The following is a 13,115-nucleotide window of genomic DNA, read 5'->3' as shown; positions in this document are numbered from 1 at the left end:
TTCGCCGTCATTCGCCGGTTCCCGCAGGCTCCCGGTAAGGTTTTTCTGCCAGTCTCCGCGCGACCAGGAGGGTGGCATGGTGATGGGAACGGCGAACGCGCAGCAAGGATGCGCCGGCGGTACCGAAGGCTGGAGCCTGCGCCGCCTCGCCCTCAGCCCTCTCTTCTGGCTCGCACTCTTCCTCGCCTTCGTCCTCGCCGGGCTGCTCCTGCCGCTGCGCCTGCCGCTCGGCTCCAACTACTGGGACACCGCCGTCTATTTCGACGCCGCCCAGCGCATCCATGAGGGCCAGATCCCGAGCATCGACTTCTTCGCGCCGGTCGGCCCGCTCGGCTATTATCTCGTCGCAGGTCTCGATCTCGCCTTTCCGAAGGCCCACCCGATCCTGCTCGCCAACTGGGGCGTGCTGCCGGTTGCCCTGCCGCTGCTCGCCATCGTGGCCTTCCATGTCGCGCAGCGCTCGCGCGGACAGGCGCTCGCCCTGCTGCTGCCCTTCCTGCTCTTCGGCTCGCTGCCGATCAATCTGCACGAACTCTATCCGCTGCCGGGCCTCGACGGCTTCGGTCATTACAACCGCCATATCTGCCTGCTGCTCTATCTGCTGGTGGCGGCGCTGTTCTTCGTGCGCGGCCCGCTGCTGCTGACCGTGCTGGTCGCGGCGCTGATGCTGGCGCTGTTCCTGGTCAAGGTCACCGGTGCCGTCAGCGGCGCCATTCTGGTCGGCTATGCCGTGCTGACCGGCCGGATGCGCTTCAGGGATGCGGCGCTCGCCGCCGCCGCCGTCATCGCCATCCTCGCCCTGGTCGACCTCGGCACCGGGCTGGTCAGGGCCTATGTCGAGGACATCCTGATCCTGCTCTCGCTCAACACCGGGGCGCTGCTGCCGCGCTTCCTGACCGTGGCCTCGGTCAAGTTCAACGTCGTCAGCTCGGTGCTCGTCCTGCTCGGCGTGCTGGTCTGGGCGGCCTGGCGCGACCGGCCGGCGGCGTTGGGCTCGTTCCTGCGCAGGCTTGCAGTCTCGACCACCGGCTGGCTCGCGGTCACCCTGTTCGCGCTCGTCTTCTTCGAGACGCAGAACACCGGCAGTCTCGAATTCATCGCGCTCTGGCCATTGCTGCTGGCGATCCTGCTGGAGTGGCGGGGGCGGGCGGACCGGCTTCGCCCGCTGGTGCTGGTGCTGCTCCTGGCCGCGTCCCTGCCCTCGGCGCTGATCTTCATCGAGCGCGGCGCCCGCGCCATGCTCGGCGCACCGAGCTATCAGGCGCTGCGCGTCGACGATCTCGGCCGGATCGGCCGGGTCAGCGTCAAGCGCGAGATCGCCGAGCGCGCGCCGCTGATGCTGGAGCACTACGCGCGGAACCAGCCGGCCTATGCCGACCTCGCTGCCAAGGGCCAGCTCCCCTCCTTCATCCTCTATTCCGCCATCGACTATCAGGCGACCTGGCTGCTTGAGGCCGAGCAGGGCGTCGAGGCGATCCGCGCCTGGGAGAGCACCAACAGGCGTCAGCTCAACGGCTTCTTCACGCTCGATTTCGTCGATCTGTTCAATCGCGGGCTGGACCGCAGGCCGCCGCGCCATGTCCCGATCGGCATCGATCCGTTCCGCAGCAATCCGAAGGTCGCGGCCCAGGCGCTGGAGGATCTGCGCGAGATCGATGCGATCATGGCACCGAAATGCCCGCAGACCACGGCGCGCGGCATGATCCTCGCGCACTTCGCGAGGGCGTTGGAAGGGCGGGCCAGGATCGCGCTCTCGCCCTGCTGGGACATGTATCTGAGGGGCTGAGGGGCGAGCCCCTGCCGGTCAGACCGGCGCCGCCAGCCGCCGCGTCAGCGCCGCGTCAATCGCGGCCCGGAGGGCGCGGGCGGCCGCCGTGATGTCCTCGGCTGCGAACAGCGCGCCGATCACCGCGACGCCATCGGCGCCGGCAGCGATGACCGAGCCGGCATTGCCGGCATCGATCCCGGCGATGGCGCCGACCGGGAGATCGCCGAGTGCCTGCGCCGCAGCGCGCCGTAGCGCAGAATAGCCCTCGATGCCGAGCGGCACCTTGGCATCGTCCTTGTGCTGCGTGGAGAACACGGCCCCGGCGCAGGCATAGTCGATCTTCGCCGTCGCCAGTTCCGGCAGGTCCTCGACCTTGTTCAGCGTCGCCCCGATGATGGCGCGCGGGCCGAGCAGGCGGCGGGCGTCGCTGAGCTTCATGTCGTCGGCGCCGAGATGGACGCCGTCGGCGCCCGCGGCGAGCGCGACATCGACCCGGTCGTTGATCAGCAGCGGCACCAGCGTGCCGTGCAGGGCCGAGCGGATGGCGCGGGCCTCGCGCACCATCTCGCGCGTCGTCTCGTTCTTGGCGCGCAGCTGAATCAACGTCGCGCCGCCCTCGACGGCCTCGCGCGCCATGTCGGCCAGCGAGCGGCCGCGGGCGATCTGCGGGTCGACGATGCCGTAGAGGCTGATGTCGACGGTCATGGCGGTCTTCCTGTCCTGGTGATGCCGGGCGCCGTGCGGCGCTGGGAAACAAGCTTGCCTCCCTGCGCGTCCGGCGCCCGCGGCGGGTATCACCCCGCCAGATGTTGCGCCAGCGTCGCCTCGTCGATACCGGCGAGGGCGTCGACGAGCTCGACCGCGAAGCTACCGGGTCCGCGCGCGCGTTCCGCCGCGATTTCGCCGGCTATTCCATAGGCCGTCAAGGCCGCCGCCGCGGCGACGGCCGGGTCCGCTTCGACGGCGCAGCAGGCCGCGATCAGCGCCCCCGCCGCGCAGCCGACGCCGGTGACCTTGGTCATCAGCTTATGGCCATGGGCGACCGAGAAACGCGCCGCGCCGCTCTCGATCCGGTCGACCTTGCCGGTGGTGACGCGTGTCACCCCTTCGGCAGCGGCAAGATCGAAGGCGAGCGCCGTCATCTCGGTGGCGTTGCCGCGCACGACGAGGTTCGGCATGCGCAGCACCTCGCGGGCGACGTGCAGGCGCAGCGGCGAGAGCTCGACGAAGACCGGGTCGAAGACCAGGGGCTTGCCGCGATCGCGCGCCACCTCCAGCAGCTTCGGGATCGCGAGCTCGCTCTCGGCGTTGATCGTGCCGATATTGATCAGGATCGCGCCGGCGCCCTCGGCCATCGCCGCGACCTCGTCGACATGGATCGCCATGGACGGGATCGCGCCGAAGGCGAGCAGCATGTTCGCCGTGATGTTCTGCGCCACCGTGTTGGTCAGGCACTGCACCCGCGGGCGGCTTTCCGCCACGCGAGCGAGGACCGAGGCGACGCGCGCAGCGTCGAGCCGGTCCATCGCCATGACCGCGCTCATTCGGCCGCCGGCAAATAGAGCTGAGCTCCCTTCTTCAGGAACTCCTCCGACTTCGCCGCCATGCCCTCGCTCGCCATCGCCTCGAGCGCAGCCCGCTCGTTCTCGCCCATCGCCAGCACCTCGGCACGCAGGTCCTGGGTGATCTTCATCGAGCAGAACTTCGGCCCGCACATCGAGCAGAAATGCGCGACCTTGTGGGCGTCCTTCGGCAGCGTCTCGTCATGGAAAGACCGCGCCGTGTCCGGGTCGAGCGCCAGGTTGAACTGGTCCTCCCAGCGGAAGTCGAAGCGGGCACGCGACAGGGCATCGTCGCGCAGCTTCGCCGCGGGGTGACCTTTGGCGAGGTCGGCGGCATGGGCGGCGATCCGGTAGGTGATCACGCCGGTCTTGACGTCGTCGCGATCGGGCAGGCCGAGATGCTCCTTCGGCGTGACATAGCAGAGCATGGCGCAGCCGAACCAGCCGATCATCGCCGCGCCGATGCCGGAGGTGATGTGGTCATAGCCGGGCGCGATGTCGGTGGTCAGCGGTCCCAAAGTGTAGAACGGGGCTTCGCCGCATTCGCGCAGCTGCTTGTCCATGTTCTCCTTGATCTTGTGCATCGGCACATGGCCGGGGCCCTCGATCATCACCTGGCAGCCCTTGTCCCAGGCGACCTTGGTGAGCTCGCCCAGCGTCTCCAGCTCGGCGAACTGGGCGCGGTCATTGGCGTCGGCGATCGAGCCCGGACGCAGGCCGTCGCCGAGCGAGAACGAGACGTCGTATTTGCGCATGATCTCGCAAATCTCGTCGAAGCGCTCGTAAAGGAAGCTCTCCTTGTGATGCGCCAGGCACCAGCGCGCCATGATCGAGCCGCCGCGCGAGACGATGCCGGTCACGCGGCTGGCGGTCAGCGGAACATAAGGCAGGCGCACGCCGGCATGGATGGTGAAATAGTCGACGCCCTGCTCGGCCTGCTCGATCAGCGTGTCCTTGAACACCTCCCAGTCGAGCTTGATCGGATCGCCGCCGACCTTCTCCAGCGCCTGGTAGATCGGCACCGTGCCGATCGGAACCGGCGAGTTTCTGAGTATCCAGGAGCGGATGTTGTGGATGTTGCGGCCGGTGGAGAGGTCCATCACCGTGTCGGCGCCCCAGCGGATCGCCCAGACCAGCTTCTCGACCTCCTCGGCCGCGCCGGAGGTCACGGCCGAATTGCCGATATTGGCGTTGATCTTGACCAGGAAGTTGCGGCCGATCGCCATCGGCTCCAGTTCCGGATGGTTGATATTGGCCGGGATGATGGCGCGCCCGCGGGCGATCTCCTCGCGGACGAATTCCGGCGTGACGAATTCGGGCACCGAGGCGCCGAAGCTCTCGCCATCGGCATGGCGCTCCTTCGCGCCTTCCAGCATGGCGGCGCGGCCGAGATTCTCGCGATGGGCGACATAGATCATCTCGGGGGTGATGATGCCGGCCTTGGCGAATTCGTACTGGGTCGCCATCTGGCCGGGCTTGGCCTCGAGGATCGGGCGCTGCGCCGGGCAGGCCGGGACCAGATGCTCCTCCGAGATGTTGCCGTTGTCGGCGGCGGTGACGGCGCGGCCGGGCACGGTCGCAAAGCCGTGCGCATCGAGCCAGGCGCGGCGCGGCTGCGTCAGGCCGGCATTGAGGTCGATCTGCACATCGCTCTCGGTATAGGGGCCGGACGGATCGTAGATGCGCACCGGCGGCTCGGCATCGGTGGTCAGCACCACCTCGCGGAAGGGCACGCGCATTTCGGGATGCTCGGGCGCCGCGACATAGATCTTGCGCGAGCCGATGATCGGCCCGGTCGTCACGCTTTGCGGCGCGGCCTTGACTGAATTCTTCTGGGGCTTGGTGTGGGCGTTCATGGGATCTCCCCCTTGGTCCAAGGTTCAGGAGATCCGGGTGTCTGGACGGTCCAGTCGCTGTTAAGCGGCTACGGAAATAGGGCGTAGGCCGCGTTCCAGTCCCTCCGCCGGTATGACCCGGATCAGGTTCGACGGGTTCGGCGTCGGACGCCATCTCAGCTCTTGCGAGCACCCCTCGGAACGAGACGGAGGTTAGAGGCGCTCGAGAGAGGAAGCAAGCCGGCCTTGGGCCGGCGGCCATGTGATGGCGGCATGGGCGAAGACCGGTGCTGCCGCTTGCGATCGGCTCGGCTCAGACGGTGACGTCGAGATTGCCGCCCTGCCCGGTCGGCAGCGTGGCCTGCTGCTGCTCGGCCGCCTGCTGCAGCATCGCGACCACAGCCTGATCGGCCTTTGCGTTCTGCTTGAGCATTTCGAGCTGCATGGTCTGCTGCGTCGCGGCCGAGCGCATGCTGACCAGACTCTGGGCGATCGCGGCCGACATTTCGCTCATGGGAAAACTCCTCGCCGCGACCATAGGCGGCGAGCCCTTACGCAAATCTGAATCCTCGGCGGCGCTCGCGAGCGATCAGGGTGCGATGATTGACGGCACGCCCCGGGGCATCGGCAGATTGCGGTTTGGCGCAGGCGCGCCTTGGCGGTCGCGTGACATCTGCTCGCGCTCCCGCTGGACCTCGGCGCGTTCCGGCGCGGGCTCGCGCTGCTGGACTTCCTCGGCATTAGGCGCCATCGGCACGCCGGGCGCACGCTCGCGCTGTGCCGTCGGCGTCCGGGGGCTGGATTGTTCTTGTCCGGCTGCCGCTTCGGCGGCGATCAGCCCGATGAGCACGAGACCCGTCAGGAACCAGAATGATCTGCGCATGGAGCCCTCCTGCGCGCTTGGCCGGTCGTCTGCGGAATCCGGCCCGACGATCGAACGCGCAGCGGCGGCGAAGGTTCCATACCAATTTCAGGCGAAGGCCCGGGCGTCCGCGAGGGAAGCGCCCGGGCCGTGCCCTCACCGCGCGTTCTGGCCGGTGAGCAGCGGCGTGATCCGGCGCAGCGTCACGCGCCGGTTCTCGCGCGAGTCGCCTTGCGTCTGGACCTTGAGATATTGCTCGCCATAGCCCTGGGTCGTCAGGTTCTCGGCCGGCACGCCGAAATCGCGCGTCAGGATCTCGGCGACCGACTGGGCCCTGCGGTCCGAGAGCGAGAGGTTGTCGATATCGGAGCCGACGGCGTCGGTATGGCCCTCGACCAGGAAGACCTCGTTCGGCATGCGCTCGACCGCCTGCATCACCGCCTGCGCCAGCACCCGCAGGCGCTGGGCCTGATCGGTGCCGACCGTCCAGGAACCGGAATCGAAGTTGATCGTGTCGACGTCGACGCTGCGCATATGGGCGCGCAGATCCGGCGAGTAGCGTACCTCGTCTAGTGTGTAGCGGCGCGGCACTGGGGCGACCGGCGGGGCGGTGATCGTTTCGTAGATCAGCCGTTCATCGGCGTGGCCGGCATCGACGACATAGCGCTCGCGCGGGATGCGCAGCGGCGGCGGCGGCAATTCGACGATCTCCTCGGCGAAGCGCGGGCGCGGCCCGTCGCGGCGCATATTGTCGATGATGATGATCTCGGTGCCGTCACGCTCGCGCCGCGAGCGCCGCAGCAGCCGGCCGTCGCCATCCGTCACCGTCACGATCTGCGTGCCGTCCCGGCGCTCATAGACCGTGACCGTCTCTTCGCCACGGCGCTCGCTGCGGGTGTCGAGGCCGAGATCGCGGAAGCGCTGGTTCTCGTCTCGCCGGATGATGACGCGATCGTCATCGCCGCGGATGAGCGTCCGGCCGGGTTCGCGGATGATGGTGACGTCACCCTCGCGCGTCTCCTGCCGCCGGCTGCGGACATCGTCGATCCGGTCGGCACCCTGCGTCGCCATGATGCCGCCGATCGCGGCCGCGCCGAGCCCGATCGCGGCCGCCCCGCCGAGGCCGATGCCGCCGCGCCGGCCCTGACGCTCGGGCGGCGGCAGCTGGCCGGGGGCAGGTGCAGCTTGCGAAGGCGCGGCTCCCGGCTGCGGCGGGGCGCCTGGCGCGCGGCCGGCGTTCGGAGCGGGCGCGGGCTGAGCCGGGCTGGGCTGGGCGGTGCCGCCGGCTGCGCCCTGGCCGGTTCCGGGCTGCGCGGGGGCAACGGGCGCCGGTATGGGCGCAGGCTGGCGGTTGAGCCCGGAGGGCGGCTGGGCCGGCGCCGTCGGGGCAGGCGCCGTGCCGGGTTGCGATTGGATGGCCCGTGGCAGCGTGCCCGGTGCGGGAGCCGCCTGTCCGGAGCCGGGCTGGCGGTTCAAGCCCGGCGCTTGCTGTGACGGAGCCGCGCCCGGTTGCGGCGGGGCCGCGGGCGCCCGTCCGGCCGGCGGCACGGCGGTCGGCTGGCCGCCGCCCGGAGCCACCTGACCCGGTGCGGGGCGATTGGGTGCTGCCGGTGCCACGGGGGGCTGGCCTGGCGCGGTCTGCGCCGGAGCGGGCCGGCGCTGGCCGCCCTCGCCCGATGGTGCAACCGGGCTGCCGGGCTGGGCAGCCGGTGCGCCTGGCCGCCCCGGCGAAGGCTGCGGCGCGATCTGGCCGGGAGCCGGACGTTGCGGCGCGCCGGGTACGGCCGAGGGAGTACGCGGAGCCCCCTGTGGGGCGGACGGTGCGATCTGGCCTGGGGCTGCGCCGGCAGGCGGCACGGGGCGACGCGGCTGCTCGGGTTCGCTCGGCATGGCCCGGCCGGCCGGAGGCACCGCCTGCGGGGCGGAAGGCGGGCGCGGCACGTTCGGGTTCACCCCGGCCGGGCGCTCGGGCTGGGCGGGACCGGCCGCCGGCGGCTGACCCGGCGCCGGGCGGGCACCGGGGCGTTCCTGCCCGCCTTGTGGAGGACGTTCCTGCCCGCTCGGCCGCTGGCGCCGCGGATCGGGACGGTCGTCATCGCCCGGCTGGGCCTGGGCGAGCTGGAGCGATGGCGCGGCGAAACTGCCCTGCGATAGAGCGATGGCGGGGATCAGGGTGCCGAGCAGGAGCAGGTTCTTGAGGCGCATGGTGACGTCCGTTTCCAGTTGTTCTTCCGGACATCAGCGCTGCCGTGCCCTGAATTCCGGATGAACCGAAAACGGCTGAAATCGGGCACGGTTCCGCTGCCCAAAGGTCAGGCTACGCCCGTTTTTGCGGGTTTCAGAGGCCCGCCTGCGCCTTCACATAGGCCGCGATCTCGGCATGGGTCGCGAACCAGACATCGCCCTTGCCCTTGGCGTGCCGCACCAGCTCCTCGAGGATCCAGAAGCGCGAGCGATAGGTGATGACATGCGGGTGCATCGTCAGCAGGAACAGCCCGCCATCCTGGTAGGCGCCGTCGAATTCGCGGCGGAAGATGTCGAACACGGCTTCCGGCGGCGTATAGGGCCGCAGCGCCTGGAAGCGGTTCATGTTGAAATAGACCGCGTCGTCGCGGATCCACTCGACCGGCAGCTCGACCATCCCGGTCGGCTCGCCGTTCTCGATCAGCTCATAGGGGTCGTCATCGGCGAAGAGCGAGGAATCGTAGAGCAGGCCGAGCTCGCGCTCGACCGCGAGCGTCACCTCGGAAAAATCCCAGGACGGGGTGCGCATGCCGACCGGCCTGACGCCGGTGATCCTCTCCAGCGTATCGGCCGAACGCAGATGCAGCTCGCGCTCCTTGTCGGGCGGCACTGCCGTGTTGACCTCGTGGATCCAGCCATGCAGGCCGATCTCATGGCCTTCCGCGACGACCCGGCGCTGCTCGTCGGGATAGAGCAGGGCGGTGACGGCCGGCACGAAGAAGCTCGCCTTGATCTCTTCCCTCGCCAGCATGGACAGGATGCGCGGCATGCCGGCGCGGTTGCCGTATTGCCCCCAGGACAGCCGTCCGACCGATTTGCCGCCGTCGCGCAACTCATTGGTCTCATGGTCGACGTCGAAGGAGAGCGCGACCGCGCAGCGCGCCCCGCCCGGCCAGCTCTTAGGTTTCAGATTACGGCCGGCGCGCACGCGCTCGACCTTGCCGCGCCAGGTCTCTTCGGGCCACTGCCAGGGTTCGAGATCGTCCATCGTCATGCTCCAGTCACGAGGCCGCTGCCGGCAGCACCGGCACGGCGGCGAGCAGGCGCTTGGTGTAGTCGTGTCGCGGCCGGTCATAGACCTCTGCCGCCGGGCCTTCCTCGACGATCCGGCCGCGATACATCACCGCCACCCGCTCGCAGAGATGGCGCACCACTGAGAGGTCATGGGAGATGAAGATCAGCGTCAGGCCGAGCTCGCTGCGCAGCCGCATCAAGAGGTTGAGGATCTGGGCCTGGATCGAGACGTCGAGCGAGGCGACCGGCTCGTCGCAGATCACGAGGTCCGGCTGCATGGCGAGCGCACGGGCGATCGCGACGCGCTGGCGCTGGCCGCCGGAGAACTGGTGCGGATAGCGGCCGGCGACGGCAGGATCGAGCCCGACGGCGCCGAGCCAGTCGCGGACATATGCGTCGGTCTGCGCCCTGTCGACCAGACCATGGGCGCGCGGGCCCTCGCTGATGCTGTCGCCGATGCGCATGCGCGGGTCGAGCGAGGCGAACGGGTCCTGGAAGATCGTCTGGACGCGGGTGGTCAGCTTGCGCGGCGTCTCGCCGGTGCTCATCACCGGCTGGCCGGAGAGGCGCACCGTGCCGGCGCTCGGCGCGTAGATGCCCGCCGCCATCCGCCCCAGCGTCGACTTGCCGGAGCCGGATTCGCCGACCAGGCCGAGCGCCTCGCCGCGCGGCACGGTCAGGCTGACGGAATCGACCGCCAGCACCGAGACCGCCGGCTTTGCCAGCCCCAACTTCTCAGCCAGCGCCCGCAGGCTACCGGTGCGGGTCTCGAAGCGCTTGCTGACGTCGTCGAGCACGAAATAGGGCGCTGCTTCGTCACCGGCCGGCTCCGCCTTCGCCGCCGTCAGGCGTGGCGGCGGCGCGGCGTCGGGTACTTCGCCGCGCAGCAGGTATGTGCCCGGCTCAGTCCGCGAGGGCAGGGCATCGAGCAGGGCGCGGGTATAGGGATGCTGCGGCCGCGTCAGTACGTCGAGCATCGGGCCTTCCTCGACGATCTTGCCGAGCCGCATCACCGCGACATGCTGGGCGATCGAGGCGACGGTGGCGAGGTCGTGGCTGATCCAGATCAGCGCGGTGCCGAGCTCGGCGACGAGCTCCTTCATCTCGGCCAGGATCTCGGCCTGGATCGAGACGTCGAGAGCGGTGGTCGGCTCGTCGCAGATGATCAGTTTTGGCCCGTGCAGCAGCGCGATCGCGATGGCGACGCGCTGGCGCATGCCGCCCGAGAGCTGGTGCGGGTAGAAATCGACCGTCGCCTCCGGATCGGGGATGCGCACCTGTGCGAGACCCTCGATCGCGCGCCGGCGCGCCTCGGTTGCCGTGATCTTCCGATGCGCCTCCAGCGCCAGCCGGATCTGCTCGCCGATGGTCAGGACCGGGTTCAGCGTCATCAGCGGGTCCTGGAAGACCATCGAGACGGTCTTGCCGCGCAGCGCCCGGAGCTCGTCCTGCAGCAGGCCGGTGAGCTCGCGCCCTTCGAGCTTCACCGAGCCGCCGGCGACGCGGCCGGGCGGGTCGATCAGGCCGATGATCGAGAAGCCGGTGACGCTCTTGCCCGAGCCGGATTCACCGACGAGCCCCATCACCTCGCCGCGCCGCAGCGAGAAGGAGACGCCGTCGACCGCCTTCACCACCCCGGCGCGGGTGAAGAAATGCGTGCTGAGGTCGGTGACCTCTAGGAGAGCTGCGTCGGTCATGGTTTGCTCCCTTCTCCCCCTGCGGGAGAAGGTGCCGGCAGGCGGATGAGGGGTCGCGCGACATTGCTGAATGTCGTCCTTCGCTCTTGGCGCCAACCTGCCGGCGTCGCGCGACCCCTCACCCCAGCCCTCTCCCGCAAGGGGAGAGGGGGCACGGTGGCGGCCAGTCCCGGCGAGAGCACCCTCATCGCTTCAGCCTCGGATTGACCTGGTCGCGGATCTGGTCGCCGACGAGATTGATCGCGACGATCAGCAGGATCAGGGCGAGGCCGGGATAGATCGAGATCCAGTAGCGGCCCGACAGCATGTACTGGAAGCCATTGGCGATCAGCGCGCCGAGCGAGGGCTCGGTCACCGGCAGGCCGACGCCGAGGAAGGACAGTGTCGCCTCGAGTGCGATCGCGTTGGCGACCTGCACGGTCGCGACCACGATCAGCGGCGGCAGGCAGTTCGGCAGGATATGGCGCCAGACCACCTGCCGCGCCGGCAGCGGCGTCGAGAGTGCCGCCTCGACATAGTCCTTGCCGCGCTCGGCCGAGGCCGCGCCATGGGCGGTGCGGGCGAAATAGGCGTATTGCGCGGCGGCGAGCGCGGCGATCAATTGCGCCTTGCCCTGGCCGAGCAGGGCCGAGATCACCAGCGCGAGCAGGATCGCCGGGAAGGCGAGCTGCAGGTCGATCACCCGCATGATGAAGGCTTCGCGCCGTCCCCCGAGATAGGCCGCGCTGATGCCGAGCCCGACGCCGACGACGAAGGCGATGGCGCCGGCGACCAGGCCCATCTGCAGCGAGATGCGCAGGCCGTAGAGGATGGCGGAGAACAGGTCGCGCCCCTGCGCATCGGTGCCGAGCCAGTGGACATAACCGCCGGAACCGACAAAGCCGGGCGGCCGGCGGGCATCCATCAATGCGAGCTTGGCGAGGTCGTAGGGGTCCTGCGGCGCGATCAGCGGCGCGAGCAGGGCGACGCCGACCAGCGCCACGACGAGGGCGAGCGCCGCGACCGCGATCCTGCTCTCGCGGAACTCGGCCCAGAAGCGTCTGGCGGGCGAATCCTTGCGCATCAGCCGCGCCCCTTCCGCAGCCGCGGATCGAGCGCGAAATAGGCCAGGTCGACCAGGAAGTTGATCATGATGAAGACGAAGGCGACCAGCATCAGATAGGCGACCATCACCGGCCGGTCGAGCGACTGGATGGAGTCGATGATCAGCTTGCCGATGCCCGGCCAGGAGAAGATCGTCTCGGTGACCACGGCGAAGGCGAGCGTCGAGGCGAATTCGAGCCCGAACACCGTGACGAGCGGGATCGAGATCAGCCGCAGCACATGCCGGCGCAGCACGGTCCATTCCGACAGGCCGGCGGCGCGGGCGAACTTCACCGTGTCGCTCAGCATGACCTCCCGGGTGCCGGCGCGCGCGAGGCGCGTCATCAAGGCGAGCTTGAAGAAGGCGAGATTGGCGGCCGGCAGCAGCATGTGGCTGAGCCCGTTCGCGGTCAGGAAGCTCCATTCGACACCGAGCAGCGCGGCGGTGTCGCCGCGTCCGCCGGCCGGCAGGATCTGCAATTCGACGGCGAAGGTCATGATCAGCACGAGGCCGATCCAGAAGGTCGGCACCGAGAAGCCGAGGATCGAGATCGCCATGATCGTCTTGGCGAGCGCGCTGTCCGGCCGGTAGCCGGCATAGATGCCGGCCGGGACGCCGATCAGTGCCGCGCCGACCACGGCGGCGATCGTCAGCTCCAGCGTCGCCGGCAGGCGCGACAGGATCAGCTCCAGCACCGGCATGCCGAAGACGAAGGAGCGGCCGAAATCGCCGTGCAGCACGCGGCCGAGAAAGGTGAAATACTGTTCCCAGAGCGGCTTATCGAGCCCGTAGCGGGCGATCGTCTCGAGGCGGATATCCTGGCTGACATCGGGGCCGATCAGCACGTCGATCGGATTGCCGATCGCATAGACGCCGATGAAGACCAGCGCCGACATGACGAGCATGACGGCGAGCGCCTGCAGGATCCGCTCGAGGACGTGCGTCAGCATCGGCGCGGCGTTCTTCGGAAAATGCCCTCGGACCTTGTCCTGCGGAGCCGCAAAGCGGCGTCCCGAAGGACGGTCCAGGGTGCACCGGAGCATCCTTCG

Annotated in this window: 11 protein-coding genes and 1 riboswitch; of the genes, 1 reads left to right on the top strand and 10 read right to left on the bottom strand. The window is 69.4% G+C overall.

What is annotated here, in order from left to right:
* Positions 1–76 precede the first annotated feature (76 nt).
* Positions 77–1,786 (top strand): hypothetical protein, encoded by a 1,710-nt coding sequence (locus J0J10_RS09025; protein WP_291646171.1) that lies wholly within the window; start codon positions 77–79, stop codon positions 1,784–1,786.
* An 18-nt stretch (positions 1,787–1,804) separates the two neighbouring features.
* Here the strand turns inward: J0J10_RS09025 and thiE are convergent, their stop codons facing one another.
* The 10 genes from thiE to J0J10_RS08975 form a co-directional block, all read right to left on the bottom strand.
* Positions 1,805–2,473 (bottom strand): thiamine phosphate synthase, encoded by a 669-nt coding sequence (thiE, locus tag J0J10_RS09020; RefSeq protein ID WP_291646170.1) that lies wholly within the window; start codon positions 2,471–2,473, stop codon positions 1,805–1,807.
* A gap of 89 nt (positions 2,474–2,562) precedes the next feature.
* On the bottom strand, positions 2,563–3,312 hold the full coding sequence (locus tag J0J10_RS09015; protein ID WP_291646169.1) for a hydroxyethylthiazole kinase: 750 nt from the start codon (positions 3,310–3,312) through the stop codon (positions 2,563–2,565).
* A complete protein-coding gene (gene thiC, locus J0J10_RS09010) occupies positions 3,309–5,186 on the bottom strand; it encodes a phosphomethylpyrimidine synthase ThiC (RefSeq protein ID WP_291646168.1) in 1,878 nt (625 codons plus the stop codon). Before thiC ends, J0J10_RS09015 begins: the two co-directional genes overlap by 4 nt.
* A gap of 81 nt (positions 5,187–5,267) precedes the next feature.
* A riboswitch (TPP riboswitch) is annotated at positions 5,268–5,372 on the bottom strand.
* A 106-nt stretch (positions 5,373–5,478) separates the two neighbouring features.
* On the bottom strand, positions 5,479–5,679 hold the full coding sequence (locus J0J10_RS09005; protein WP_291646167.1) for a hypothetical protein: 201 nt from the start codon (positions 5,677–5,679) through the stop codon (positions 5,479–5,481).
* 75 nt (positions 5,680–5,754) lie between these two features.
* Entirely contained in the window at positions 5,755–6,048 is a 294-nt protein-coding gene (locus J0J10_RS09000; RefSeq protein WP_291646166.1) for a hypothetical protein, read from the bottom strand.
* Between the two features lie 135 nt (positions 6,049–6,183).
* Positions 6,184–8,232, bottom strand: coding sequence for an OmpA family protein (locus tag J0J10_RS08995; protein WP_291646165.1), 2,049 nt, complete (start codon positions 8,230–8,232; stop codon positions 6,184–6,186).
* A 133-nt stretch (positions 8,233–8,365) separates the two neighbouring features.
* Positions 8,366–9,259 (bottom strand): polysaccharide deacetylase family protein, encoded by an 894-nt coding sequence (locus tag J0J10_RS08990; protein WP_291646164.1) that lies wholly within the window; start codon positions 9,257–9,259, stop codon positions 8,366–8,368.
* Positions 9,260–9,272: 13 nt separating this feature from the next.
* On the bottom strand, positions 9,273–10,982 hold the full coding sequence (locus J0J10_RS08985) for a dipeptide ABC transporter ATP-binding protein (RefSeq protein WP_291646163.1): 1,710 nt from the start codon (positions 10,980–10,982) through the stop codon (positions 9,273–9,275).
* A gap of 184 nt (positions 10,983–11,166) precedes the next feature.
* Positions 11,167–12,045 (bottom strand): ABC transporter permease, encoded by an 879-nt coding sequence (locus tag J0J10_RS08980; RefSeq protein WP_291646162.1) that lies wholly within the window; start codon positions 12,043–12,045, stop codon positions 11,167–11,169.
* Positions 12,045–13,016 (bottom strand): ABC transporter permease, encoded by a 972-nt coding sequence (locus tag J0J10_RS08975; RefSeq protein ID WP_291646161.1) that lies wholly within the window; start codon positions 13,014–13,016, stop codon positions 12,045–12,047. Before J0J10_RS08975 ends, J0J10_RS08980 begins: the two co-directional genes overlap by 1 nt.
* Between the last annotated feature and the right edge of the window lie 99 nt (positions 13,017–13,115).

This window comes from Allobosea sp., assembly GCF_017308075.1.
Lineage (GTDB): Bacteria > Pseudomonadota > Alphaproteobacteria > Rhizobiales > Beijerinckiaceae > Allobosea.
This window is presented reverse-complemented; position numbering and strand designations above follow the sequence as displayed.